This window comes from Streptomyces sp. NPDC050439, from assembly GCF_040655335.1.
Taxonomy (GTDB): domain Bacteria; phylum Actinomycetota; class Actinomycetes; order Streptomycetales; family Streptomycetaceae; genus Streptomyces.
The window spans coordinates 56,855-83,158 of sequence record NZ_JBFAJT010000007.1; the positions used below are offsets into that span (position 1 = coordinate 56,855).

Annotated in this window: 20 protein-coding genes and 1 pseudogene; 13 read left to right on the forward strand and 8 right to left on the reverse strand. The window is 71.4% G+C overall.

The genetic code is table 11. The features are described 5' to 3' along the window. Positions 1-3 precede the first annotated feature (3 nt). Entirely contained in the window at positions 4-1,074 is a 1,071-nt protein-coding gene (locus AB0I66_RS28070; RefSeq protein WP_363210731.1) for a YafY family protein, read from the forward strand. Here AB0I66_RS28070 and ctaD read toward each other — a convergent pair. Further along, positions 1,013-2,647 (reverse strand): annotated as a pseudogene (ctaD, locus tag AB0I66_RS28075) (cytochrome c oxidase subunit I); the annotation flags it as partial. The gene AB0I66_RS28070 and the pseudogene ctaD sit on opposite strands and share 62 nt — an antisense overlap. A 417-nt stretch (positions 2,648-3,064) precedes the next feature. Between ctaD and AB0I66_RS28080 the strand changes: the two are divergent. Further along, positions 3,065-3,280, forward strand: a complete 216-nt coding sequence (locus AB0I66_RS28080; RefSeq protein ID WP_363210732.1) for an I78 family peptidase inhibitor — start codon at positions 3,065-3,067, stop codon at positions 3,278-3,280. Positions 3,281-3,393: 113 nt separating this feature from the next. Here AB0I66_RS28080 and AB0I66_RS28085 read toward each other — a convergent pair whose 3' ends face one another. Together AB0I66_RS28085 and AB0I66_RS28090 are read right to left on the reverse strand one after the other, a co-directional pair. After that, complete coding sequence (locus AB0I66_RS28085) at positions 3,394-4,407, reverse strand: phosphatase PAP2 family protein (protein ID WP_363210733.1); 1,014 nt, start codon at positions 4,405-4,407, stop codon at positions 3,394-3,396. Positions 4,408-4,644: 237 nt separating this feature from the next. Then, on the reverse strand, positions 4,645-5,823 hold the full coding sequence (locus AB0I66_RS28090) for a glycosyltransferase family 39 protein (RefSeq protein WP_363210734.1): 1,179 nt from the start codon (positions 5,821-5,823) through the stop codon (positions 4,645-4,647). Positions 5,824-6,054: 231 nt separating this feature from the next. Between AB0I66_RS28090 and AB0I66_RS28095 the strand changes: the two genes are divergently transcribed. Next, a complete protein-coding gene (locus tag AB0I66_RS28095) occupies positions 6,055-7,680 on the forward strand; it encodes an MFS transporter (RefSeq protein WP_363210735.1) in 1,626 nt (541 codons plus the stop codon). A 133-nt stretch (positions 7,681-7,813) separates the two neighbouring features. Then, entirely contained in the window at positions 7,814-9,010 is a 1,197-nt protein-coding gene (locus AB0I66_RS28100; protein WP_363210736.1) for an acyl-CoA dehydrogenase family protein, read from the forward strand. Positions 9,011-9,023: 13 nt separating this feature from the next. Here the strand turns inward: AB0I66_RS28100 and AB0I66_RS28105 are convergent, their stop codons facing one another. Then, positions 9,024-9,467, reverse strand: coding sequence for a cell division protein SepF (locus AB0I66_RS28105; protein ID WP_160504177.1), 444 nt, complete (start codon positions 9,465-9,467; stop codon positions 9,024-9,026). 289 nt (positions 9,468-9,756) lie between these two features. On the opposite strand from AB0I66_RS28105, the gene AB0I66_RS28110 reads away from it, so the two are divergent. The 5 genes from AB0I66_RS28110 (at position 9,757) to AB0I66_RS28130 (ending at position 15,471) form a co-directional block, all read left to right on the forward strand. Then, entirely contained in the window at positions 9,757-11,046 is a 1,290-nt protein-coding gene (locus AB0I66_RS28110) for a DUF5685 family protein (protein WP_363210737.1), read from the forward strand. A 57-nt stretch (positions 11,047-11,103) separates the two neighbouring features. Beyond that, positions 11,104-11,922 carry a DUF1684 domain-containing protein gene (locus tag AB0I66_RS28115; RefSeq protein WP_363210738.1) on the forward strand — a complete coding sequence of 273 codons (819 nt, stop codon included), beginning with the start codon at positions 11,104-11,106 and terminating at the stop codon, positions 11,920-11,922. A gap of 186 nt (positions 11,923-12,108) precedes the next feature. Continuing rightward, complete coding sequence (locus tag AB0I66_RS28120; RefSeq protein WP_363210739.1) at positions 12,109-13,008, forward strand: S1 family peptidase; 900 nt, start codon at positions 12,109-12,111, stop codon at positions 13,006-13,008. 175 nt (positions 13,009-13,183) lie between these two features. After that, complete coding sequence (locus AB0I66_RS28125) at positions 13,184-14,110, forward strand: slipin family protein (RefSeq protein ID WP_363210740.1); 927 nt, start codon at positions 13,184-13,186, stop codon at positions 14,108-14,110. Between the two features lie 275 nt (positions 14,111-14,385). Further along, the gene (locus AB0I66_RS28130) at positions 14,386-15,471 is read left to right on the forward strand and encodes a S1 family peptidase (protein ID WP_363210741.1); all 1,086 of its coding nucleotides are present in this window, start codon (positions 14,386-14,388) and stop codon (positions 15,469-15,471) included. A gap of 73 nt (positions 15,472-15,544) precedes the next feature. On the opposite strand, the gene AB0I66_RS28135 is transcribed toward AB0I66_RS28130, so the two are convergent. Next, on the reverse strand, positions 15,545-16,690 hold the full coding sequence (locus AB0I66_RS28135; RefSeq protein ID WP_363210742.1) for an AAA family ATPase: 1,146 nt from the start codon (positions 16,688-16,690) through the stop codon (positions 15,545-15,547). 49 nt (positions 16,691-16,739) lie between these two features. Then, positions 16,740-17,801: a DUF3533 domain-containing protein gene (locus AB0I66_RS28140; protein WP_363210743.1), complete on the reverse strand. Its 1,062-nt coding sequence runs from the start codon at positions 17,799-17,801 to the stop codon at positions 16,740-16,742. A 163-nt stretch (positions 17,802-17,964) separates the two neighbouring features. Here AB0I66_RS28140 and AB0I66_RS28145 point away from each other — a divergent pair, with 163 nt between their 5' ends. Beyond that, positions 17,965-21,411 carry a DNA polymerase III subunit alpha gene (locus AB0I66_RS28145; protein ID WP_363210744.1) on the forward strand — a complete coding sequence of 1,149 codons (3,447 nt, stop codon included), beginning with the start codon at positions 17,965-17,967 and terminating at the stop codon, positions 21,409-21,411. Continuing rightward, positions 21,408-22,382, forward strand: coding sequence for a hypothetical protein (locus AB0I66_RS28150; RefSeq protein WP_363210745.1), 975 nt, complete (start codon positions 21,408-21,410; stop codon positions 22,380-22,382). The genes AB0I66_RS28145 and AB0I66_RS28150 overlap by 4 nt, the downstream gene beginning before the upstream one ends. A gap of 12 nt (positions 22,383-22,394) precedes the next feature. Here the strand turns inward: AB0I66_RS28150 and AB0I66_RS28155 are convergent, their stop codons facing one another. Both AB0I66_RS28155 and AB0I66_RS28160 read right to left on the reverse strand, forming a co-directional pair. Then, a complete protein-coding gene (locus AB0I66_RS28155; protein WP_363210746.1) occupies positions 22,395-23,237 on the reverse strand; it encodes an ABC transporter permease in 843 nt (280 codons plus the stop codon). After that, positions 23,234-24,142 carry an ATP-binding cassette domain-containing protein gene (locus AB0I66_RS28160; protein ID WP_363210747.1) on the reverse strand — a complete coding sequence of 303 codons (909 nt, stop codon included), beginning with the start codon at positions 24,140-24,142 and terminating at the stop codon, positions 23,234-23,236. The genes AB0I66_RS28155 and AB0I66_RS28160 overlap by 4 nt, the downstream gene beginning before the upstream one ends. 133 nt (positions 24,143-24,275) lie before the next feature. Here AB0I66_RS28160 and AB0I66_RS28165 point away from each other — a divergent pair, with 133 nt between their 5' ends. Next, the gene (locus tag AB0I66_RS28165) at positions 24,276-25,580 is read left to right on the forward strand and encodes a sensor histidine kinase (RefSeq protein WP_363210748.1); all 1,305 of its coding nucleotides are present in this window, start codon (positions 24,276-24,278) and stop codon (positions 25,578-25,580) included. Then, a complete protein-coding gene (locus tag AB0I66_RS28170) occupies positions 25,577-26,251 on the forward strand; it encodes a response regulator transcription factor (RefSeq protein ID WP_363210749.1) in 675 nt (224 codons plus the stop codon). The genes AB0I66_RS28165 and AB0I66_RS28170 overlap by 4 nt, the downstream gene beginning before the upstream one ends. Positions 26,252-26,304 lie beyond the last annotated feature (53 nt).

Genomic DNA, 26,304 nt, shown 5'->3' on the forward strand with positions numbered 1-26,304 from the left:
CCCATGTTGGAGACCTCCGCACGACTGCTCCGCCTGCTCTCGCTGCTGCAGGCCCACCGCGACTGGTCGGGCGCGGACCTGGCCGACCGGCTCGGCGTCACCCCGCGCACCGTACGGCGTGACGTGGACCGGCTCCGCGAGCTCGGCTACCCCGTCAACGCGAGCCCCGGCACGGGCGGCGGCTACCAGCTCGGCGCGGGCGCGGAGCTGCCCCCGCTGCTCCTGGACGACGACGAGGCGGTTGCGGTGGCCGTCGGCCTGCGCACCGCCGCGGGCCAGGGCATCGAGGGCATCGGCGAGACCTCCGTACGCGCCCTGACCAAGCTGGAGCAGGTCCTGCCGAGCAGGCTGCGGCGCCGGGTGGGGGCGCTGACGGCGTTCACCGTGCCCATGCTGCGGACCCCGCGGCAGCAGACCGTCGACCCCTCCGTCCTGACCGAACTCGCCCACGCCTGCCGGGACGCGGAGCGTCTGCGCTTCGACTACCTCGACCACGGCGGCAGTTCGACCCGCCGCACCGTCGAACCGCACCGCATCGTCTGCACCGAGCACCGCTGGTACCTGGTCGCCTGGGACGTCGACCGCGACGACTGGCGCACGTTCCGCGCGGACCGCATCACGCCCAGGCCGCCGCACGGACCGCGCTTCGTGCCACGCACCCCGCCCGCAGAGGACCTCGCCGCCTACGTCTCCAAGGGCGTCTCCACGCGCGGATACGCGGCCCAGGCGGTGTTCCGGCTCCTGGTGCCCCTGGAGGAGGCGGCCCAGCGGGTCACCCCGTCGGACGGCACCCTGGAGGCCGAGACCGAGCACAGCTGTCTGCTGCGCACGGGCGCCATGAGCCTGGACGTCATGGTCATCCACGTGCTCCTGATGGGCTTCGAGTTCGAGGTCGTCGAGCCGGCGGACTTCACCGAGCGGATCAGCTCGGCGAGGGACCTCCTGAGCCGGGCCCTGGACCGGGGTGTTCGGTCTGCGGGTCCGGATACTGCGATTGGGGCGGATGGAACGCCGCGTACTCCGGATGGTGCAGGTCGAACGCCGGGGACTCGGAGCGGATCCGGGGCAGCGTGACGAAGTTGTGGCGCGGCGCCGGGCAGGCGGTGGCCCACTCCAGGGAGCGGCCGAAGCCCCAGGGGTCGTCGGCGTCGACCTTCTTGCCGTACTTGGTGGTCTTCCAGACGTTGTAAAGGAACGGCAGCGTGGACATGCCGAGCAGGAACGCCCCGATGGACGAGACGGTGTTGAGCGCCGTGAAGCCGTCCGCCGCGAGGTAGTCCGCGTAACGCCGTGGCATGCCCTCGGCGCCCAGCCAGTGCTGGACGAGGAACGTGATGTGGAAGCCCACGAAGAGCGTCCAGAAGTGGATCTTTCCCAGCTTCTCGTCGAGCATCTTCCCGGTGAGCTTCGGCCACCAGAAGTAGAAGCCGCCGAAGGTCGCGAAGACGACGGTGCCGAACACGACGTAGTGGAAGTGCGCCACCACGAAGTACGAGTCGGTGACGTGGAAGTCCAGGGGCGGCGAGGCCAGGATGACGCCGGTGAGACCGCCGAAGAGGAAGCTCACCAGGAAGCCGACCGACCACAGCATCGGTGTCTCGAACGACAGCGACCCCTTGAGCATCGTCCCCGTCCAGTTGAAGAACTTCACGCCCGTGGGGACCGCGATGAGGAAGGACATGAAGGAGAAGAAGGGCAGGAGCACCGCGCCCGTCGCGAACATGTGGTGCGCCCACACGACGACGGAGAGCCCGGTGATGGCCATCGTCGCGCCGATCAGGGGCAGATAGCCGAAGATCGGCTTCCTGCTGAACACCGGGATGATCTCGGAGATGATCCCGAAGAACGGCAGCGCGATGATGTAGACCTCGGGATGCCCGAAGAACCAGAACAGGTGCTGCCACAGCAGCGCACCGCCGTTCTCCGGGGCGAAGACCATGGAGCCGAAGCGCCGGTCCGCCTCCAGGACGAGCAGCGCGGCGGCGAGCACGGGGAACGCGAGCAGCACCAGGATCGAGGTGAACAGCACGTTCCAGGTGAAGACGGGCATCCGGAACATGGTCATCCCCGGCGCGCGCATCCCGATGATGGTCGTCAGGAAGTTCACCGAGCCGAGGATCGTGCCGAACCCGGAGAGCGCGAGCCCCATGATCCACAGGTCGGCGCCCACCCCGGGTGACCGCTCCATGCTGTTGAGCGGCGCGTAGGCGAACCAGCCGAACGAGGCGGGGCCGCTGGGCACCAGGAGCGAGCCGAGCACCATCAGGCCGCCGAAGAGGAACAGCCAGTACGACAGCATGTTGAGCCGTGGGAAGGCAACGTCCGGGGCGCCGATCTGCAGCGGCATGATCTCGTTGGCGAAGCCCGCGAACGTCGGCGTCGCGAACAGCAGCAGCATGATCGTGCCGTGCATGGTGAACGCCTGGTTGAACTCCTCGTTGGTCATCAGCTGCAGCCCGGGACGGGCCAGCTCGGCCCGCATCATCAGGGCGAGCAGACCAGCGATCAGGAAGAACACGAACGACGTGATCAGGTACAGGTGCCCGATCTTCTTGTGGTCGGTGGTGGTCAGCCAGTCCACGAGAACCCGGCCCGGGGTCCTCTGCCGGACCGGCGGTGCCGCCGCGCTTGCGGTCTCAGTCCCCATCGCTCGCCCCTTCGCCGTCACGCCGCCGGTCCTGTTCGAAGCACCCGCCATGATGCTCGCGTCACACCCGGCTCCGACAGGGGGCGTACGGGACCGCTGTGCTGGAATCTTGAATTCCCTATGCCTCGTCACATCTCGCCGGGCGCCCTGGATCAGGAAATGAGAGGGCCGTGAAAAAGGCGAGTCGGTGACCTGTCCGCCTCGCTATCGAGGTGGTATCGGGGACCTCCCGAAGGGCCTGCGATAAATCCGCTAATGGCAGGGCGACAACTCCGGAACCGCCCGTACGTGTGACGGAGTTAAGGGGAAACGGGCGTCGTGATCCTGTGACAGAAGCGTGACCGGAGAGGTACCGGTGACGCATGGTGTCCGGCTACGGCCTTCCGTGGCCGCGCCCGGCCGCCTAACGTGGCGGCCATGGCACCTATACCGACCCCTCCCGCTGAACCCCAGGACAACCTGGACGCCTACGTCGGTCTCGCGGCCGGCGGCGCCGAGCGGCAGGCCCGCGAGCGTGGCTGGTCCACCGTCAGGTCGTTGCCGCCGGGCGCGATCATCACCATGGAGTACCTCGCGGGGCGGCTCAACTTCGAGGTCAAGGAAGACGTCGTGGTCCGCTGCTGGAAGGGCTGACAGGCCTGGAAGGGCGGCACACGGCACGGCGAAAGGCCCCGGTTCCTGGACGGAACCGGGGCCTTCGCGATGCGGGGGATGGGTTGTGCGTACCGGCCCCCGCGGTCCTGGGGCTAGCCGCCCGCGACGGGGCGGGGCGACGTGGCGGTGCGTGTGCCGCGCTCGGAGTGCGGCGGGCGGCGGCTGCCCGCCGGGGTGACCGGGCTGCGCTCGGAGCGCGGTGTGTGCGGGCCCGGGGCGAGGTAGGCCGGGGCGCGGGCGGGCCGCGCGGCGCCGACCGGCTCACGGAGCGGGGGCTCGTCGGCCGGGGCGGGCGTGGGCTGCGGAACCCTGGCCGGGGCGGGGGCCGCCGGTCCCGCGAGGCCGGCGCGACGGGAGCGCCACAGGTCCCGCAGGCTGAAGATCCAGCCCTCGACCTGCGTGAGCAGCGGCTCCACCCACGGCAGCGCGAGCAGGACGAGCAGGCCCGCGGCCCAGCCGAGGAAGACGTCGCTCAGCCAGTGCGTGCCGAGGTACACGGTGGTCAGGCCGACGCTGAGGGAGACCACGGCGGAGAGCGCCGACAGGTAGCGGCGGGTGCGCGGGGTGGAGGCCATGTAGGCCAGGATTCCCCAGGTCACGACGGCGTTGGCGGTGTGGCCGGAGGGGAATATATCGCCGCCGAGCCACATCTCGTTGGCGCCGATCGTGGTGGCGTAGTGCGGGCCGAGGCGGCCCATGCCGATCTTGGCGGCGCCGACCGTGACGTTCAGGAGCAGCAGGGCGGCGCCGAACGTCAGGAGCGGGCGGATGGTGTGCTGACGCCAGGAGCGCCAGCCCAGCCAGGCCGCGACCATCACGGCGGTCGGGCCGCGCTGGCCGAGGACCACCCAGTAGTCGAGGAAGGCGTGGATCTCGGGCCACTGCTGGTAGGGCCGGAAGAACATGACCTGCCAGTCGAACCGCACCAGCCATGACGTGGTCAGCACGGCGACCACGATGGCGAGGTAGAAGGCCAGGGTCGCGCTGAAGAGCACGATCCTGTGCCTGCTCATCCTCGGCAGGTCGAGGCCGGCCGGTCGTTCCGGCTCCCGGTCGAGACGGGCGAAGACCCGGTCCAGACGGGTGAGGTTTCGTTCGGTACGCACCCAATCGACGTTACAGCGAGTGAGTGCGGGACTAGGCCGAATCAGTGGCTTTGTGATGACGATGTGATGTGGCATTGATCTCAGACGGGGGTTTATTCCGGTGCTTTCCCTATTCCGAGATCGGGCCTATACCGAATTCGTTGATCATTGGCGCGGCCGTTTTATGGCCCTTATTAATTCGTTCACCGGGGGCTGGTGCGGAATTTCCCGGCCGCTCACCGGGACCCCCGGAAACGATCATGGCGGACCCGAGCCGTTCAGCCAGAACGCCCCGTAGACCGCGCTCGCCGCCGCCACGGCCCCGAGAACCGCCGCCGACCTGGACGTACGCAGTCGGGCGAGTGCCACAGCGAGGGGCAGCAGCAGGGGGAAGGCGGGCAGCAGGAGGCGCGGCTTCGAGCCGAAATAGCCCGCGGCGCACAGCGCGAGCGCCACGACGATCCCGCAGTACACGAGGAGCGGCAGCGGCTGCTTCTGCCGTACGCCGATGACGTACAGCCAGACCACCAGGGCGACCCCGACGATCAGGCCGACCCCCGCGAGGGCCGCGGGGAAGGCGGTGAACTTGTCGCCGACGAAGCGGGCGAAGGCGTAGCCGAAGTCGAAGCCGTTGCCCCAGCCGGCCTGGACGTCGAGATAGCCGAGGATGCCGTCGCCGGTGCGGTGGCCGACCCACAGGACATAGCCCGCGGCGCCGAGCGGGGCGAGGACCACCCCGAGGATCATGCGCGGGTCCGGCCTGCGCTCCCGGTACAGCCTGCGCTCCCGGTACAGACGGACGGCGGCCGTCACCCAGATCGCGGCGACCACCGCGGCGCCGACCGGCCGGGTCAGGCCCGCGAAGGAGGCAAGGACGCCCGCCCACACCCAGCGGCCGGTGAGCACCGCGTACAGCGACCAGGCCGCGAGCGCCGTGAACAGTGACTCGCTGTACGCCATCGACTGCACGACGCCGACCGGGAGCACCGCCCACAGCGCGACCGCGCAGACACCGGCCCGGCGCCCGTACAGATGGTCGGCGATCGCGAAGATCCCCCCGGCGGCGCAGAGCGAGGCGAGCCAGCTCACCACAAGGCCGGCATCGGCGTACGACAAGGGGCTGACCGCCGAGACGAGCCGCTCCAGCCAGGGAAGCAGCGGGAAGAACGCGAGGTTCGAGTGCACGCTGCCGTCCGGGAGCGTCACCTCCCAGCCGTAGCCGTGCTCGGCGACGCGGGTGTACCAGAGCGAGTCCCAGCGCGCGGTGAGCAGCGTGTGGGCGCTCTTCCCCGCGGCCGCGCTCCACACGGCGAGCACCGCGAGCCCCAGGGCACGCACCCCGGCATAGACGAGCAGCGCGGGCGCCGCACGGCGCAGCACGGCGCTCGCACGGGCGCCGGGGGACGGCGGGGGCGGGCGTTGGTCCAGGTCGGTCACGGGCTCGATTATCGGCGCAGGCGGGAACCGGTCGCACTCGTGGGGGCGTGGTCCAGGCGTGGGCAGCGTGGCGTATGCCACACCGTCTCCGCTCAACCGTGAGAGGTCCGCCACGCGCCACAGCCGTGAACTCGCGTACTCTGACGGCTCACTCGCCTTTTCGTTGCCGCCAGCCGGGAGATCACGTCCCGCGGGGCCGCCGATGCGAGGGATCACTGGGAGGTATCGCACATGTCGGGTTCAACCACGGCCACCGCTCCTTCCGGCCGTCGGGTACCCGGGTCGCAGGGCGGCGCCAACCGCTGGCTGGTGCTCGTCGTCCTCTGCACAAGCCTGTTGCTCGTCGCCGTCGACGCCACCGTCCTGCACGTGGCGGTGCCCGCCGTCACCGAGGACCTGAAGCCCGGTGGCATCGAGCTGCTGTGGATCGTGGACGTCTATCCGCTGGTCTGCGCCTCGCTGCTCATCCTCTTCGGCACGCTCGGTGACCGGGTGGGCCGCAGACGGGTCCTGCTCCTCGGGTACGCCCTCTTCGGCGTGGCCTCGGCCGTGGCGGCCATGGCGGACAACGCCCAGGTACTGATCGCGGCCCGCGCCCTGCTCGGCGTCGGCGGCGCGATGATCATGCCCGCGACGCTCTCGATCCTCCGCCAGGTCTTCCCCGACCGGCGTGAGCGCGCCGTCGCCATCGGTGTCTGGAGCGCCGTGGCCGGCATCGGCGCGGCGGGCGGCCCGCTGCTCGGCGGATTCCTCCTCGAGCACTTCTGGTGGGGCTCGGTCTTCCTCATAAACATCCCGCTGATGCTGGTCAGCCTGCCCATCGGGCGCCTGCTGCTCCCCGAGTCCACGGGGGACCGCGACGGGCCGTGGGACGTCGTCGGCGCGCTGATGGCCGCGGGCGGCCTCTTCGGCATCGTGTTCGCGGTGAAGCGGGCGGGCGGCGGTGAGTCGCCGTTCGGCATGACCACCCTTCTCTCGTTCTTCCTGGGCGCGGCCCTCCTGGTCGGCTTCGTCCGCAGGCAGCGGCGGCGCAAGCACCCGCTCATAGACCTGTCGATGTTCGCGCGGCCCGCGTTCAGCACCTCGCTTGGCTGCATCGTGCTCGCGATGCTCGCCCTGGTGGGCCTCGAACTGGTCGCGGCGCAGTATCTGCAGCTGGTGCTCGGCCTCTCCCCGCTGGAGACCGGCATGCGGCTCGTGCCGCTCACCGTCGCCGCGATGGCCGCGGGCCTCGCCGGATCGAAGCTCCTGCACCGCTTCGGCCCGCGCACGATGGTCGCCTCCGGCTTCACCCTGACCGCGGTGGCCGTCCTTGTGCTCACCGGCCTGGGCGACGAGGTCAACGATCCGCTGCTGCTGCTCAGCTTCGTGCTGCTCGGCCTCGGTCTGCAGACCACGCTCTTCGGCTCGTACGAGTCGATGCTCAGCGAGGCGCCCCAGGCGCAGGCGGGCGGCGCCGCCGCCATCGGCGAGACCTCCTACCAGCTGGGCGCCGGCATCGGCATCGCGCTGCTCGGCAGCGTCATGAACGCCGCGTACGCGCCGGGCCTCTCGTCCGTCCGGGGCGTGCCCGCCAAGGAGAGCGCCGCCGCCAGTCACTCGCTCGGCGAGGCGTACCAGGTCGCTTCGGGCCTCGGCGGCCGGGCGGGCGCGGCACTGCGTGACGCGGCGCGCGAGTCCTTCGTGCACGGGCTGCACGTGACGCTCCTGGTCAGCGCCGGGCTGCTGCTGCTCGGCGCGCTGATGGCGCTGAAGCTGCCGCGGACCATGGAGTGCGGGACGCCTGCGGCGCGGCCTGAGCAGGGGGTTCCGGCGCCCCGGAGCGAGGCGGAGGTCCCGGCGGAATCCCTCCGCTGACGGGCTTTACCGGCCTGCGGCCGGGGAATTCCCCCACCCGCCCGCCCTTGTTCCTGCGTGACCCCGCGTCGTAACGTCAACGCGAGCCGTAAGTAACTACCACTGCTAGTTTTTGCGCCGCCGGAGGCCCGAGATGTCCGCACGCAGCCGTACGCCCCTGCCGCCCTTCGACCCCACCGACCCCCTCGGCATCGACGATCTCCTGGAGCCGGAGGACCTCGCGATCCGGGAGACCGTCCGCACCTGGGCGGCCGACCGCGTCCTGCCGCACATCGCCGACTGGTACGAGAAGGGCGAGCTGCCCGGCATCCGCGAGCTCGCCCGGGAGCTCGGCTCGATCGGCGCGCTCGGCATGTCCCTGGAGGGCTACGGCTGCGCGGGGGCGAGCTCCGTCCAGTACGGGCTCGCCTGCCTGGAGCTGGAGGCCGCCGACTCCGGCATCCGCTCGCTTGTCTCCGTGCAGGGCTCCCTCGCCATGTACGCCATCCACCGCTTCGGCTCCGAGGAGCAGAAGCAGCGCTGGCTGCCGGGCATGGCCGCGGGCGAGATCATCGGCTGCTTCGGCCTGACCGAGCCCGACCACGGCTCCGACCCGGCCTCCATGCGCACCTTCGCCAAGAAGGACGGCACCGACTGGGTGCTCACCGGACGCAAGATGTGGATCACCAACGGTTCGGTCGCCGGGGTCGCCGTGGTCTGGGCGCACACCGACGACGGGATCAGGGGCTTCGTCGTCCCCACCGAGACCCCCGGCTTCTCGGCGCCCGAGATCAAGCACAAGTGGTCGCTGCGGGCGAGCGTCACCAGTGAGCTGGTGATGGACGAGGTACGGCTGCCCGAGGACGCGGTGCTTCCCGAGGTCACCGGGCTCAAGGGCCCGCTGAGCTGTCTCTCCCACGCGCGCTACGGCATCGTCTGGGGAGCCATGGGCGCCGCCCGCTCCTCCTTCGAGGCGGCCGTCGAGTACTCCAAGACCCGCGAGCAGTTCGGCAGGCCCATCGGCGGCTTCCAGCTCACCCAGGCCAAGCTCGCCGACATGGCGGTCGAGCTGCACAAGGGCATCCTGCTCGCGCATCACCTCGGCCGGCGCCTGGACGCGGGCAGGCTCCGTCCCGAACAGGTCAGCTTCGGCAAGCTCAACAACGTGCGAGAGGCGATCGAGATCTGCCGCACGTCCCGGACCATCCTGGGCGCCAACGGGATCTCGCTCGAATACCCCGTGATGCGGCATGCGACGAATCTCGAGTCGGTGCTCACCTATGAGGGCACCGTCGAGATGCATCAACTCGTGTTGGGCAAGGCGCTCACCGGCCTTGACGCCTTCCGGTGAGCGGCCTCGCCCGCTAGCTCTGGTTGAAGAAACCGTCCGTCGGACGGCTCGTGGCCTCCCCGTTGACGATGTGCGTGTCGGCGGGGGTGAGCAGGAAGACCCGCGTCGCCACGCGCTCGATGGAGCCGCGAAGACCGAAGGTCAGGCCCGCCGCGAAGTCCACGACGCGCTTGGCGTCGCCGGGCTCCATCGACGTGAGGTTGATGATGACCGGGACACCGTCCCGGAAGAGCTCGCCGATGCCGCGCGCGTCCCGGAAGCTGTCCGGGGTCACGGTCCCGATCCGGCGCCCTTCCTCTTCGGCGGCCTCCGCGACCACCCGCACCCGCGGGTCGGTCACCCAGGCTTCGCCGGGCCCCTCGGCCCCGTCGTCGTCGTAGCCGTCGTAGTAACGCTCGTCATTGTTGTTGTCGTCGACGAGGCCAAGCCAGGCACTCGCCTTGCGCACCGATCCCATGGACGCCTCCTCTCACAGCGGGCTTTCTGCGTTCCCTGTCCCCATGTTCGTCCATGATGCGGATAGTGCGCCAAGTGGATAGTCGCCGCGCGGGGTTTTCGTGACGGTACTGGTGCAGAGTCAACACGCCGTGACGCGTTGTTCCCCAAGGGTCCAGCTGTGTACGGCTGCTGACAGTGAGTGAAATATGATTCTTCACGGCGTATGGGTGACGACCGGTGCGTACGGGTGAACGGACCCCTCGATACGATGCCCGAGTTGATCGAAGACGGGCTCACGGGGGAGTCGCATGTTCGGAATCGTCAGGCCCTGCAGCCATCGTCTGGGCGAAGGGCTCAAAACGCAATGGATGGCGCACCTCTGCGGCCTCTGCCTAGCGCTGCGCGGTGATCACGGGCAGTTCGCCCGCGTCGTGACGAACTACGACGGCCTGATCATCTCGGTTCTGACGGAGGCTCAGGCGCAGGAGTCGACCGGCCGGCGCCGCACCGCGGGCCCCTGTCCGCTGCGCGGCATGCGCACCGCGTCCGTCGCGCAGGGCGAGGGCGCGCGGCTCGCCGCCGCGGTCTCGCTGGTGCTCGCGTCGGCGAAGGTGCGCGACCACGTCGTGGACGGGGACGGCCTCTTGGCGCGCAGGCCGGTGGCCGCCGCCGCCCGCAAGGTCGCCCGCAGCTGGGACCGGGCCGGCGCCCGCACCGGCGCCGACGTGGGATTCGACACAGCGGTCCTGCTCGACGCCGTCGAACGGCAGGTCGGCATCGAGGGCTTGGCGGGCCCCGGCACCTCCCTGCTCACGGTCACCGAGCCGACCGAGACCGCGACCGCCGCGGCCTTCGCGCACACCGCCGTCATCGCGGGCAGGCCGGGCAACGCCGAGCCGCTGGCGGAGGCCGGGCGGCTCTTCGGCAGGCTCGCGCATCTCCTGGATGCCGTGGAGGACAAGGAAGCTGACGCCGCGTCGGGTGCCTGGAACCCCCTGACGGCCACGGGCACCGGCCTCGCCGAGGCCCGTCGCCTCGCCGACGACGCCCTGCACGGCATACGGCTCGCGCTGCGCGACGCCGAATTCACCGACGGCAAGCTCGCCCACATGCTGCTCGCGCACGAGCTGGGGCGTTCGGTGGACCGCGCCTTCGGGGCCGACGCGTGCGGACACACCCATGAGGTGACGGCCCATCAGGGCGGCTCCTTCGGACCGCCGCCGGGCGGACCCTACGACCAGCAGGGCGGGGCGTACGGCAGCGGCAATCCGTACGGGGGCGGCAATCCGTACGGAGGTGGGGCGCCCGGTGGGCCTGTCGGTCCCGGCGGCCCTGTCGGTCCCGGCGGTCCAGGTGGGCCCGGTGGGTTCGGGGGCGGGCCCGGGTTCGAGCCGCAGCCGCCGAAGCCGGGCAAACGGGGCTTCTGGGCGGGATGCGCGGTCGCCATCGGGCTCTGCTGCACCTGCAAGCTGTGCTGCGCCGATTCGTACGAGGGCCCCTGGTCCCGCAAGAAGCGGGAGGGCTGCTGCAACAACTGCGGCGACAGCGGCTGCTGCTCCTGTTGCGAGTGCTGCTCCTGCTGCGACTGCGGTCTGTAGACGCGACCGACGCGACCGCACGGGTTCTCGCGAACCCTGTGTGGAAGGGTTGATCACATGACCACGGACGCATCGACGGACGCAGCAGGCGACTGGAAGCACTGGCACGAACAGCGGACCCGGACGGTGTCCGCGCCCTACGGCCCGCTCTCCCTCACCGGCACCCACTGGCTCGCGGATTACCCGGATGGATCGCTTCCGGACATCCCCGGGCACTGGACCGAGGCGGGCGACGAGATCGTCCTGACCGCCGACGCCGGTGACGGGCTCACCCTGGACGGGCAGCCGTTCGGCGGCGAGGCCCGCCTCACCGCCGACCCCGGCCCGGTCGCCGAGGCCCGCGTCGGGCACGGCGACCGCCGCCTGGTCGTGCTGCGCCGCGAAGGTCTCTGGGCGGTACGCGACTTCGACCCGGGGGCCGCCACGCGCCGTGCCTTCCGGGGCGTCGAGGCCACGGAGTACGACGACCGCTGGGCCGTGCCGGGGCGTTTCACGCCGTACGCCGCCGAGAGCACCACCGACGGGGTGCGCACCGTCCGGGTCGGCAACGCGGACGGGGTGGAGCGGGGGCTCGGTCTCGGGGGTGAGCTGGCCTTCGACCTGGCCGGAAAGAACCACACGCTCCAGGTCTCGGTGGAGGGCGACGGCTCACTGTGGGCGGTCTTCGCCGACGCGAGCAGCGGGGTCTCCAGCTACCGGTTCCGGTTCCTGCGGCCCGCCGCTCCGGACGCCGAAGGACGCACCACGGTGGACTTCAACCGCGCGCTTCTTCCCCCGTGCGCCTTCGCCGACCACTTCATCTGCCCCTTCCCGCCCCCGGGGAACACCCTCGGCGCCGACATCGCCGCGGGGGAGCGGAACCTGCTCGGCCGCTGACCGCCGTGCACCCCGCCGACGGCCGAAAGGCGCCCTTGTGCGCGGTGTCCGTGGCCCGAATACTCCCGAGCAGCGCTTGTCAGGGGCACGGCGTAACCGGAATCCGGCTTGCCTTTTGTCCATTGGCTGCGCCTCACGGGCCCCAACCCACCGGGCCCACTGACTTCCCCTCGGGAGGAACAACAAGTGAGGAACAAGCGCACCACCCCCCGCAGCGGCATAGCGAGACGTACTCGTCTGCTCGCCGTGGCCACCGGACTCGTGGCCGCCGGCGCGCTCGCCGTCCCCGCTGCGAACGCCAATGACGTCACCACCTTCAGCTCGGCGCAGCTCACCAAGGCGAGCGACGCGGTCCTCGACGCGGATGTCGCAGGCACCGCATGGAGCGTCGACAAGGCGACGAACCGTCTGGTCGTCACCGCCGACAGCACCGTCTCCAAGGCCGAGATCGCCAAGATCAAGGAGGCGGCGGGCGGCAACGCCGGCGCCCTCAAGGTCGAACGCACTCCCGGCAAGTTCAGCAAGCTGATCTCCGGCGGCGACGCGATCTACGCGTCGAGCTGGCGCTGCTCGCTCGGCTTCAACGTCCGCAGCGGCAGCACCTACTACTTCCTCACCGCCGGTCACTGCACCGACGGCGCGGGCACCTGGTGGTCCAACTCCGCGAAGACCACGGTGCTCGGGACCACGCACGGCTCCAGCTTCCCGACCAACGACTACGGCATCGTCAGGTACACCAACACCGGTGTCACCAAGTCGGGCACGGTCGGCAGCCAGGACATCACCAGCGCGGGCAACGCCACCGTGGGCCAGAACGTCACCCGGCGCGGCTCCACCACCGGCACCCACAGCGGCAGGGTCACCGGCCTGAACGCGACCGTCAACTACGGCGGCGGCGACGTCGTCTACGGCATGATCAAGACCACGGTCTGCGCCGAACCCGGCGACAGCGGCGGTCCGCTCTACGCGGGGACCAAGGCCCTCGGCCTCACCTCGGGCGGCAGCGGCAACTGCTCCTCGGGCGGCACGACCTTCTTCCAGCCGGTCACCGAGGCACTGAGCCGGTACGGCGTGAGCGTCTACTGATTCACGCAGGTCACTGATCCACGTACGGCCAGTTCGCAGCCAGCAGCTGAGGAGAGCCCCCGTCCGGCAGTCCGGGCGGGGGCTCTCTCCTGTCTCCCGTCTCCCTTTGTGCGCCCTGCGGCGTTACCTTCGAAGTGCACGCCCAACACGCCCAATTCGGACCCTGGGGGCCGGCATGGTCGAGGAGCTGGTGGCGGCGGGAGTGGCCGTCGGATGTGCCGGAGCGGTCTATGTGATGGCCGCGGCGCGTGTGGTCAAACAGTACGAACGGGGCGTGGTGCTCCGGCTCGGGAAGCTGCAGCGTTCGGTGCGCAGCCCCGGGTTCACGATGATCGTGCCGTTCGTGGACCGGCTCCGCAAAGTGAACATGCAGATCGTCACGATGCCGGTCCCGGCGCAGGACGGCATCACCCGGGACAACGTCACGGTGCGCGTGGACGCGGTCATCTACTTCAAGGTGATCGACGCGACCGAGGCCGTCATCCAGGTGGAGGACTACCGCTTCGCGGTCTCGCAGATGGCGCAGACGTCGCTGCGTTCGATCATCGGCAAGAGCGATCTGGACGATCTGCTCTCCAACAGGGAGAAACTGAACCAGGGCCTGGAGCTGATGATCGACTCTCCCGCGGTCGGGTGGGGCGTGCAGATCGACCGGGTCGAGATCAAGGACGTGTCGCTGCCGGAGACGATGAAGCGCTCCATGGCCCGGCAGGCCGAGGCCGACCGCGAGCGGCGGGCCCGCGTGATCAACGCGGACGCCGAGCTGCAGGCCTCCAAGAAGCTGGCCGAGGCCGCGCACCAGATGTCGGAGGAGCCGGCCGCGCTGCAACTGCGGCTGCTGCAGACCGTGGTGGCTGTCGCCGCCGAGAAGAACTCGACCCTCGTGCTGCCTTTCCCCGTGGAACTCCTGCGTTTCCTGGAGCGGGCCCAGCAGGCGCAGCAGCCGGCCGCCGCGACCGGGGGCGAGCCTCCCGCGGCGGTGACCGAATCTCCCGCCGTGGTCACCGAATCTCCCGTCGTCGCGCTGCCGGATTTCGGTGCTCCGGATCCAGAAGCCGGTGAACGGGACACGCCAGGAGCGTCGAAAACCGGACAGGACTAGTCCTTACCCGCTGCCGATCACTCGCTCGCAGGGGGTGTTTGCAGCGGGAACCGACGTGGTGAGACCGGCGCCGGTGAAGACCCGGGGGGCGCACGGTGTTTGTCGCGTGCGCGTCCTGAAGTAGACCTTGTGTGCTACCTGGCGGTATCGGGATAGTGGGCCGCACCCTTTGGCATGGACGCGGCTTTCGCAGCGTGTGCGACTCCGTGCCGGTACGCCTTCCGGCCCTCAGGTCCCCACACCGAACGGGCCGACCCCCCACAGGAGGACGTGAGTTGAAGCACCGACGCATATCCAAGCGACGTGCCGCCGTGGCAGGTGCGGGCATCACCGCACTGATCGCCGCCGGAATCACCTTCCAGACTGCGAACGCCAGTGAGAGTGCCCCGACCCCCACGCCGGACACCCTCTCGGTCGCGAAGGCCGGAAAGCTCGCCTCGACCCTCGGCAAGGACCTCGGTCTGGACGCGGCAGGCTCCTACTACGACGCCAAGGCCAAGAACCTCGTCGTGAACGTCCTCGACAAGAGCGCGGCCGACGCCGTCGAGTCGGCGGGAGCCAAGGCGAGAGTCGTCGAGAACTCGCTGGCCGAGCTGAAGAGCGCCCGGACGACGCTGAGCGACAAGGCGTCCATCCCCGGCACCTCGTGGGCGGTCGACCCGGCCACCAACAAGGTCGTCGTCACGGCGGACCGCACGGTCAAGGGCGCCGACCTCGACAAGCTCGGCGCGGTCGTGAAGGGGCTCGGCGCCAAGGCCGAACTCCAGCGCAGCAAGGGGGAGTACAAGCCCTTCATCGCAGGTGGCGACGCCATCTGGGGTGGCGGGAGCCGGTGCTCGCTCGGCTTCAACGTGGTCAAGGACGGTGCCCCGCACTTCCTGACCGCCGGCCACTGCACCGAGGCCGTGACCAGCTGGTCGCAGGAGCAGGGCGGCCCGGCCATCGGTGAGAACGTGGGCTCCAGCTTCCCCGAGAACGACTACGGCATCGTCAAGTACAGCGGCGACACCGCGCACCCGAGCGAGGTGAACCTCTACAACGGCTCGACGCAGGCCATCACCAAGGCGGGCGACGCGACCGTCGGCCAGAAGGTGCAGCGCAGCGGCTCGACCACGCAGCTGCACGACGGCACGGTCACCGGCCTCGACGCCACCGTGAACTACGGCAACGGCGACATCGTCAACGGACTCATCCAGACCGATGTCTGCGCCGAGCCCGGTGACAGCGGCGGCGCCCTCTTCGCGGGGGACACCGCGCTGGGTCTCACCTCCGGCGGCAGCGGTGACTGCAGCGCCGGCGGGGAGACGTTCTTCCAGCCGGTGCCGGAAGCGCTTTCTGCCTTCGGCGCGGAGATCGGCTGACCCTGCGGGTAGCTCGACGGGAAGTTCCGGTCCCACCCCTGCGAGAGCAGGGGTGGGGCTTTCTCGTGCGCACTCAGCGCTTCGGCCAGTACCAGAGGGGCTCGTCCAGGAGGCTCTCGCGGCCCGCCACCTCCGTCCGCCCCGACTCCTTGAAAAGTTCTATGGAGTTCACGTCGATCCGGTGGCGCACCGCGCCCTTGGCGACCGCGTCCGCGAGAGGCTGGGCGTGGGTCACCAGGACGATCTGCGTGTCCGTCGTCGCGGTGAGGATCAGGTCCGCGAGGGGGCGCAGGAGGTCGGGGTGCAGGCTCGTCTCCGGCTCGTTCAGGACGAGGAGCGAGGGCGGCCGGGGCGTGAGAAGAGCGGCGGCCCACAGCAGATAGCGCAGCGTGCCGTCGGACAGCTCGGCCGCTCCCAGGGGGCGGTTCAGTCCGCGCTGGTGCAGCTGGAGCTCGAAGCGTCCCCCGCTGTCGACGATCCGCACCCGGCTGCCCGGGAAGGCGTCGTCCACCGCGGCGTCGAGCGCCGCCGGGTCGCCGATCTCGCGGATGGTCTGGAGCGCGGCGGCCAGGTCGGCGCCGTCATGGCCGAGGACCGGTGTACGGGTGCCGATGCGGGCGGCGCGGGCGGGCGCATCGGCGTCGGTGCGCACGTGGTCGTAGAACCGCCAGGAGCGGATCAGTTCGCGCAGCCTGAGCAGGTCGGGGGCGAGCTGCGGGTCGGCCAGCTCGCCGAGCATGCTGTCGTACGGCCTGATGCCCTGGGAGCGGTGCCAGCCGCCGTCGGCGGTGCGGGTGCGCACGGCGGGGCCCGCGCGGTCGCAGAGCAGCGCGGCGGGGCGCAGCACGGGTCCGGCCCAGGTGCACTCGCGTTTGATCTCCGGGTCCAGGTTGAAGAGGGAGGGCTCGGCGCCGGCGCCCGAGGCGGGGATCGGATGGCCGAAGTCCACCGCATACCCGAACTCGTCGCCGGCGAAGCCGAGGCGGAGGCTGGTGGCCTCCGCCTTCGACGGGCCCGCCCACAGGGCTGAGGGGAGTCCGCCCTCGCGGGCCAGGGCGGAGACCGCGCCGCCCCGCGCGGAGTCGGCGAGCAGTCGCAGCGCGCGGTACAGGCTCGACTTGCCGGTGCCGTTCGCGCCCGTCACGACGTTCAGCCGGTCCAGCGGGACGATCAGTTTGCGCAGGGAGCGGTAGTTCTCCACGGCCAGAGTGGTGATCATCGCTCAAGCCTCGCACCCGGGTCTGACAACGCCCGGGGGAAGCGGGACTTCACCGGCGGTGGGCGCCGGTGTCCGGGTCCGTCCCGGGTTCCTCCGTCGCCGGCCGCTGACCCGGCTGGCGGTCCCCGCGCAGCGCGGACATGACCAGGGTGACGACGGTGCCGAGGACCGCCCAGGCGGCGAGCACCAGCATCGGTCCGGTGATCGCGTTGCCCTTGAAGTACGCGATGGAGCGGGCCACCCAGGTACCGGCGCCCGGCGGCAGCCAGGGGCCGATCTCCTTCCAGAACGGCGGCAGCATCGGCAGCGGGAAGGCGCCGCCCGCGCTCGGGTTGCCCGCGATCACCACGAGCAGGACGGCGAGGCCGATGCCCACGATGCCGGTCAGTGACTGCAGGGCGAGCGTGATCATGCCGACCGAGAAGACGACGAGGGAGCCGAGGCCCCACAGGCCCATGATGCTGCCGGGCAGGGCGCCGAGGATCGGCCCGATGATGAGCGCGCCGCCCAGACCGCCCGCGATCGAGTAGAGCGCCATGACGCCGGTCCTGATCAGGGCGCGCTGGCGGTTGGTGGCCCGGGCGCCCGCGCTGATCGCCAGGATCGACGCGCACAGGTAGCCGCCGACGCACCAGCCGACGACCAGGTAGAAGGACGAGAGCCCGTCGAAGTCCTTGCTGGACGCAGGGGCCACGTCCACGGCCTTGACCGTCCGCTTCTCCGCGCGGTCGACCTCGGTGACGATCTTCTCCAGGGCGGTGGCGAGGACGGTGCCGCCGCCCGAGGCGACCAGGAGGGTGTCGTCGGTGCCCTTGGGGTCGACGAGCAGGGCGCCGTCGATGTCGCGGTTCATGATCTGGTGCCGGGCGGCGGCCTCGTCCTTGACCACGCGCGGGTCGAGCGGGTCGCCGGGGAGTTTCCCGAGCTTGTCCGAGGTCTCCTGGGCCGCGGGTCCCGGAGCGACCACTCCGAAGGGCACGTCCTTCGGCTTCGGGTCGTGCAGGGCCCCCACGTAGGAGGCGATGAACAGCAGCTGCAGGGCCAGTACACCGATGACCAGCAGGGCTGCTCGCGGGGTGACGGCGCTCTTCAACTCATCGGTGAAACTCATGCCCCCACGCTCCGTGCCCCTTGTCGTTCCCGCAGGTGGGCGGGGCCGAATGGGCGAAGAGGGGTGCGGTTCGACTCGGCTGTCGTACACGCGTTCGAAACTTGGTCTATGGTGGAGGCGGGGGATGTGAGGTCGGATCGGTTCAGGGTTTCAGGAGGTGCGTGTGCCCGGGTTCACGCATCTGCACACCGTCTCCGGGTTCTCCCCGCGGTACGGGGCCTCGCACCCGGAGCGGCTCGCCGAGCGCGCCGCCGAGCGGGGCATGGACGCCCTCGCGCTCACCGACCGGGACACCCTCGCGGGGGCCGTCCGGTTCGCCAAGGCCTGCGCGAAGGCGGGGGTGCGGCCGCTGTTCGGGGCCGAGCTCGCGGTGGGGGAGCCGGCATCGCCACGCGATGCGCGGCGGCGGACCCCGGTGCGCGGAGGTGCCTTCATCGACGAGTCGACCCCGCGCGTGACCTTCCTCGCCCGTGACGGCGCCACGGGCTGGGCCGCGCTGTGCCGCCTGATCACCGCCGCGCACCGGAGCGGCGAGGGGCAGCCCGTGCTTCCGTGGGAGGAGAACCACGGCGACGGCATGACCGTGCTGCTCGGCCCCACCTCCGACGTGGGGCGCGCGCTCGCCGCCGGGCGCCCCGACCTGGCCGCCCGCCTCATCGCACCCTGGCGCGAGCGCTACGGGGACGCACTGCGCCTGGAGTCCGTCTGGCACGGCCGCGAGGGCACCGGACCCGGTTCGCTCCGGCTCGCGGCCCGCACCGTCGGCTTCGCCGCCGAGCAGGGGGTGCGCCCCGTCCTGAGCAACGCCGTCCGCTACGCCGATCCGGGCATGGGCCCGGTCGCCGACGTGCTCGACGCCGCGCGCCGCCTGGTCCCCGTCGACCCGACCAAGGAACTCGACGGCGGGGAGCGGTGGTTGAAGGGCGCCGACGCCATGCTGGGCAACGCCGAGCGGATCGTGGAGGCGGCCGGTTTCCGCCGTGACACCGCCCGCCGCCTCGTCGAGCAGACCCGCGCGGTCGCCGCCGAGTGTCTCGTCGACCCCCAGGAGGACATCGGCATCGGCTCCGTCCGCTTCCCCGAGCCGCACCTGGTGGGCGCGGGCCGCCGCAGCGCGCAGCGCGTGCTCGCCTCGCGGGCGGCGGCGGGCATGGTGCTGCGGGGCTACGACAGGCGCCGTGCGTACTGGGAGCGGATGCACCACGAGCTGGACATCATCGCCCACCACGGCTTCGCCTCCTACTTCCTCACCGTGGCCCAAGTGGTCGACGACGTACGCGACCTGGGCATCCGGGTGGCGGCACGTGGCTCCGGCGCCGGGTCCCTGGTCAACCACCTCATCGGCATCGCGCACGCCGACCCCGTCGAGCACGGTCTGCTCATGGAGCGGTTCCTCTCCACGCGGCGGGCCGTCCTGCCGGACATCGACATCGACGTGGAGTCGGCCCGCCGCATCGAGGTCTACCGCGCGATCATCGACCGCTTCGGCGCCGAACGGGTCGCGACCGTCGCCATGCCCGAGACCTACCGGGTCCGCCACGCCATCCGCGACGTGGGCGCCGCCCTCTCCATGGACCCGGCCGAGATCGACAAGATCGCCAAGTCCTTCCCGCACATCCGCGCGCGCGACGCCCGCTCGGCGATGGAGGAGCTGCCCGAACTGCGGGCGGTGGCGGGGGAGAAGCAGAAACACGGCCGTCTGTGGGATCTTGTCGAGGCCCTGGACGCGCTGCCGCGCGGGGTCGCCATGCACCCGTGCGGGGTGCTGCTCTCCGACGCCTCGCTGCTCGCGCGTACGCCCGTCATGCCCACCAGCGGCGAGGGCCTGCCCATGTCCCAGTTCGACAAGGACGACGTGGAGGACCTCGGGCTGCTCAAGCTCGATGTGCTCGGCGTGCGGATGCAGTCGGCGATCGCGCACGCGGTGGGGGAGGTCGAGCGGGCCACGGGTGAGCGGGTGGACGTGGACGCGGCGCCGCCGGACGACCCGGCGACGTATCAGCTCATCAAGTCCACCGAGACGCTCGGCTGCTTCCAGATCGAGTCGCCGGGCCAGCGGGACCTGGTCGGGCGGCTGCAGCCCGCGACCTTCCACGACCTGGTCGTCGACATCTCGCTCTTCCGGCCCGGACCGGTCGCCGCCGACATGGTGCGCCCTTTCATCGAGGCCCGGCACGGCCGCGCACCCGTCCGCTACCCGCACCCGGATCTGGCGGGGCCGCTCAAGGAGACGTACGGCGTCGTCGTCTTCCACGAGCAGATCATCCAGATCGTGGACATCATGACCGGCTGCGGACGCGACGAGGCGGACCGGGTGCGGCGCGGGCTCTCCGATCCCGGGTCGCAGGGAAGGATCAGGTTCTGGTTTGCGCAGCAGACGGCGGCAAGGGGCTACGACGCCGAGACGATCGCCCGCACGTGGGAGATCATCGAGGCCTTCGGCTCGTACGGCTTCTGCAAGGCGCACGCGGTGGCCTTCGCCGTGCCGACGTACCAGTCGGCGTGGCTGAAGGCCCATCACCCGGCCGCCTTCTACGCCGGGTTGCTCACGCACGACCCCGGGATGTACCCCAAGCGGCTGCTGCTCGCGGACGCGCGGCGGCGAGGGGTGCCGGTCCTTCCGCTGGACGTGAACCGGTCGGCGGTCGCTCACCGTATCGAACTGGTGTCTGGTTCTGGCTCCGGTTCCGGCTCTGCTCCGGACCGCTGGGGCCTGCGTCTCGCGCTCTGTGACGTCCACGGCATCAGCGAGGCCGAGGCCGAGCGGATCGAGGCCGGGCAGCCCTACGCCTCGCTCCTGGACTTCTGGGAGCGGGCCAGGCCCGGCAAACCGCTCGCGCAGCGCCTCGCACAGGTCGGCGCGCTCGACGCGTTCGGCGCCAACCGCCGCGACCTGCAACTGCACCTGACGGAACTCCGGCGGGGCTCGCGGGGCTCGGCCGGGGCCCAACTCCCCCTGTCCGGCGGCCGGAAGACGGCCCCCGCCGGTCTTCCCGACCTGGACGACACGGAACGGCTCAGCGCCGAGCTCGGCGTCCTCGGCATGGACTCCTCACGCCATCTCATGGGCGACCACGCCGAGTTCCTCCGGGAGCTCGGCGTGCAGAGCGCCCGCCGCCTGCGGGAGGCCGAACACGGGGCGACCGTGCTGGTCGCCGGCGCCAAGGCGGCCACCCAGACCCCGCCGATCCGCTCCGGGAAAAGGGTCATCTTCACCACCCTGGACGACGGCACGGGCCTGGTCGACCTGGCCTTCTTCGACGACGCCCACGAACGCTGCGCGCACACCGTCTTCCACTCCTGGCTGCTCCTGGTCCGCGGAGTGGTGCAGCGGCGCGGGCCGCGCAGCCTCAGCGTGGTCGGCGCCGCCGCGTGGAACCTGGCGGAACTGGTCGAGCTGCGCCAGGAGGGCGGGCTCGAAGCGGTGGGCGCGCGCCTCGCCGAGCCCGGACCCGAGGGGGAGCCCGCCGGGACCCCGGCGGACGACGGCCGCCGCATCCGGATGTCCACGGGGTACGAGATGCACCCCTGGGCCGACCTCCGGCCGCCCGGCGAACGGGCGGCCACCGGACGGAAGTTGTGGCACCAGAGCTCGGGGAGCGCGGGATGAGCACTCTTTGCGTACGTTTTCTGCTGACGCCCATGTACGAGGCCACCGTGCCCCGACTGCTTGCGCTGCTCGGCGAGTTCAGCCCGGTCGTCGAGGCCCTGCCGCCCGACGCCGCGCTCGTCGACGTACGCGGAGCGATGCGCTACTTCGGGCGGGACGCCGTCGAACTCGCCTCGGTGATCCGGGTGCGGGCGCTCGCCCTGTACGGGGTGGACTGCGTGATCGGCGCGGGGCCGGGTCCGATGCTGGCACGGATGGCCGCACGGGAGGCAGCGCCCGGCGTGACCCGGTTCGTGGGCCCGGGCCCTGACGCCGTCACGGAGTTCCTCGGCCCGAAGCCGGTCGCCGAACTGCCCGGGGTCGGCCGCGCCACCGCCCGCACCCTCTGCTCGTACGGCCTCGACTCCATCGGCAAGGTGGCCGCCGCGCCCCTGTCCACGCTGCAGCGCCTTCTCGGCGCCCGAGCGGGCCGCGAGCTGCGCGAGAAGGCCAACGGCATCGACCGCGCCCACGTCGTGCCGAACGCCGCCGCCCGCTCCCTCGCCGCCGAACACGCCTTCCCCCGTGACGAGTTGGACCCCACGCGCCATCGCAGGGCGCTGCTCTCGCTCACCGACGAACTCGGCGCGCGGATGCGCGACGAGGACCAGGTCTGCCGCTCCCTGACCCTCACCGTGCGCTATGCGGACCGCTCCACCACGAGCCGCACACGTGCGCTGCCCGAACCGACCGCGCACTCCTGCGCCCTGACCGGCTCCGCGTACCGCATGTACGAGGCGCTCGGCCTCCAGCGGGCCCGGGTGCGCGGCATCTCGCTGCGCGCCGAGGGGCTCGCCCCCGCCGAACACGCCGCCCACCAGCTGATGTTCGACCCGGTGGACGACAGGGCCCGCAAGCTTGAGGCGGTGGCCGATCGCGCCCGGGCGAAGTTCGGCCCGGGCGCGATCGTGCCGGGAACGCTGGCGGCGTAACACCGGGCCCCCTCACAGATCCCTGCGTCGCACGGCGAGCACCATGACGATCACCGCGGCCACCGGCCACGCCGCGAACACGATCCACGCCTCCGTGATCGTCTCCGGGTACTTGACCGGCGGGTGGTCCATCGCGGGGTTCTCGATGAGGGCGTTCCACGCCGTGACCGGCATCGTGTTGCCGAGCTCCTTCACCCACCGGTACGTCTCGCCCTGGAGGAAGGCGGGCACCAGGATCAGCGTCACGAGGGTCGTGACGATGCTGCCCGTGGCGTGCCGGACGAGCGCCCCGACGGCCATCCCCACCAGTGCGCTCAGCGGTATGAGCAGCGCGGACGCCACGACGGCGCGCAGCGCGCCCGGGTCGCCGATCGACACACCCCCGTGCTCCCGCAGGATCGCCTGCGTCACGCCGAACGAGGTCACCGAGACGAACACGCCGAGCGCGGCCGTCACCGCCGTCATGACGAGCGCCTTGGCCAGCATCACCGCACGCCGGTCGGGGACGGCCGTGAACGTCGTACGGATCAGACCGGTGGTGTACTCGCCGAAGACCGCGAGAGCGCCCACGCTGCCCGCGACGACCATGAGGATCTGCCAGGCGGGGTCGACGAACGCGCTGGATAGCGTGTCGAACCGCATCCGCGGGTCCATCGGCGCGGGTGCGTCCCGCTGCGAGAGCCAGTCGAGGTTCGTCACCGCGGAGTTCACGTTGATCCCGGTGACCGCCAGCGCGCCGACCGCGAGGACCCAGTAGGTGGACCGCAGCGACCACAGCTTGATCCACTCGGCGGCGACGAGGTCGCGGAAGCGGGCGCGCGGTTCGGTGACCGTGAGGGTGGCGAGGGCCGTCATCGCGTCTCTCCCGCCAGGTATTCGACGCTGTCGGCGGTGAGCTCCATGAACGCCTCCTCCAGGGAAGCGGCACGGGTCGTCAGCTCGTGCAGCAACAGCCGTTCATTAAGCGCGAGTTCACCGATGCGGGCCGCGGGAAGCCCGGTGACGGTGAGCGCTTCGCCGTCCGCCTCCACCGCAGCACCCTCGGCGATCAGTACGTCCGTCAGCCTCAGGGCGTCCGGCGTGCGCACCGTCACGCTCAGCCGCGTGCCCCGCGCCGCGAAATCGGTCAGGCTCTCCGCCGCGATCAGCTCGCCCCGGCCGATCACGACGAGCTGGTCGGCGGTGTTCTCCATCTCGGACATGAGGTGGCTGGACACGAAGACCGTGCGGCCCTCGGCGGCAAGGCGCCGGAAGAGCCCGCGCACCCACAACACCCCCTCCGGATCAAGGCCGTTGAGAGGCTCGTCGAAGAGCAGCACCGGTGGATCGCCCAGCAGCGCGGTGGCGATGCCGAGCCGCTGCCGCATGCCCAGCGAGAAGCCCCCGGTGCGTTGCCGGGTCACCTCGGCGAGGCCGACCTCGCGCAGCACCTCGTCGACCCGGGCGCGCGGGATGCGGTTGCCGCGTGCCAGGGCGGCCAGGTGCGCCACCGTCGTGCGGCCGCCGTGCACGTCGCCCGCGTCGAGCAGCGCGCCGACATGGCGCAGGCCGCGCGGCCGGGACGCGAAGGCGCGGCCGTCGATGGTGGCGGAGCCGCCGCTGGGGGACACCAGGCCGAGAAGCATCCGCAGGGTGGTCGTCTTGCCCGCGCCGTTGGGGCCCAGGAACCCCGTGACGTGTCCGGGGCGTACGGTGAAACTCAGGTCCTTGACGGCGCTCTTGTCGCCGTACCGCTTCGTCAGTTCGTTGACTTCGATCACCCGGACCACGGTGCCGTCCGCCGGGCCGCGCGGCATCGGGCCGAGGGCCACACCCGTCGCGGGCTCCGGTAGCCCACGGGCGTAGGACCGTGGGCCAATACCCCTGCGCGCACCGGGCACATACGATCGGCGCATGGACATCGACCCAGGTCAGCCCGTGGCCGAGGAGGGGCGCGACCGACGCCCGCACCGGCGCCTGTGGCCTATGTTGCGCACGGGCCTGGCCTGGAGCGGAGCCGTCGTCTACCCGGCCGTCACGTACGTGACCTTCGACCACGGACAGCAGGGCTTCGACGCCCTGATGGTCCTCGCGTCGATCGCGCTGACGGCCGTGGTCGCCTCGCTCCTCAGGCGCAGACCCCTGCCCGCGCTGGCCTTCCTGCTCCTGGGCGCGGTCGCGGCCGGCATGGAGATGCGCAAGACCGAGGTCAGCTACCTCCAGACGCTGGCCGGAGTCTGCGCAGTCGGCTATCTCGCCGCCACCCGCTCACGCCGCGTCTCCGTCCCCGCGGCGCTCATGGCCTTCACGGCCCAGGCCCTCACCCTCTTCGCCTTCCCGCCCGACGGCGGCTGTCGGCCCCCCGCCCCCTACCGGGCGGACGGCTGCCGCCCCTCGGGCTGGGCGACCAACAACGGCGAGACCGTGGCGTTCGTCGCCGTCGCCCTCATCGCCGCCTGGATGGCGGGCAGTTCGGTCCGCGAACGCCGTACGCACGCCGACGCGCTGCGCGCCCAGGCCACCGCCCGTGCCGTCACCGCCGAACGTTTGCGCATCGCACGGGAGTTGCACGACATGATCGCGCACAGCATCGGGGTCATCGCCATCCAGGCGGGCGTGGGCAGCCGGGTCATCGACACCCAGCCCGCGGAGGCCCGCAACGCGCTCAGAACCATCGAGGCCACCAGCAGGGAGACCCTCGCGGGGCTGCGCAGGACACTCGTCGCGTTGCGCAGGCCGGAGGCGGAGGCGGAGGCGGCGGGCGAGGGGCATGGAAACGCCCCCGCCACGTCCGCGCCGCCCCGCGAACCGGCTCCGGGGCTCGCGGACGTCGACCGCCTCGCCACGGCGGCGCGGGACGCCGGAGTCCGCGCGGAGATCCGGTGGCGCGGGGAGCGCGCGCCGCTGCCCGCCGACATCGACCTGGCCGCGTTCCGCATCCTGCAGGAGGCCCTCACCAATGTCGTACGGCACGCGGGAACGGACGCCTGCCGGGTGACTGTCGACCGGCGGGCGGCCGAACTCGCCCTGGAGGTGGAGGACGACGGCCGCGGTGGCCTGCCCGCCGGCACCGGGTTCGGCCTCGTCGGCATGCGGGAGCGTGTGGCCCTGCTGCACGGCCGGTTCACCGCGGGGCCGCGTCCCGAGGGCGGCTTCCGGGTGACGGCGTTGCTGCCGCTGCCACCGCTGGAGGCCCGGTCGTCGGTGGAGGCCCGATGACCGCCCCCGCCGTCAGGGTCGTCCTCGCCGACGACCAGCCCCTCGTCCGCGCGGGCCTGCGCGTCCTGATGGCGGACGACCCCGGCATCGAGGTCGTGGGGGAAGCGGGAACGGGCGCCGAAGCGGTTCAACTCGCGCACGAACTGCGCCCCGATGTGGTCGTGATGGACATCCGTATGCCCGGCATGGACGGCATCGAGGCGACGCGCCGGGTCACGGCGGAGGCGGAGCCGACGCGCGTCCTCGTCCTCACCACCTTCGATGACGACGACTACGTGTACGGGGCGCTGCGCGCGGGCGCGAGCGGGTTCCTCGTCAAGGACATGGCGCTCGAGGACATCCTCGCGGCGATCCAGGTGGTGGCCGCGGGGGACGGCCTGATCGCGCCGAGCGTCACCCGGCGCCTGATCGCGGAGTTCGCCGCGCGGCCAGTTCCGGAGCGGCGGGCGCGGCGGACGGTCGACGGCATCACCGACCGGGAGTGCGAGGTGCTGACGCTGGTCGGCCGGGGTCTGTCGAACGCGGAGATCGCGGCCGAACTCTTCATCACCGTGGCCACGGTGAAGGCGCATGTGGCGCGGCTGTTCGCCAAGCTGGACTCCCGCGACCGGGTCCAGCTGGTCATCATCGCGTACGAGGTGGGGCTGGTCGCACCGCCGCGGCAGCGGTGAGCGGGCGGCCGTGCCCGTGCCTGTGCCTGTGCCTGGTGGAAGTCGTGCAGTGC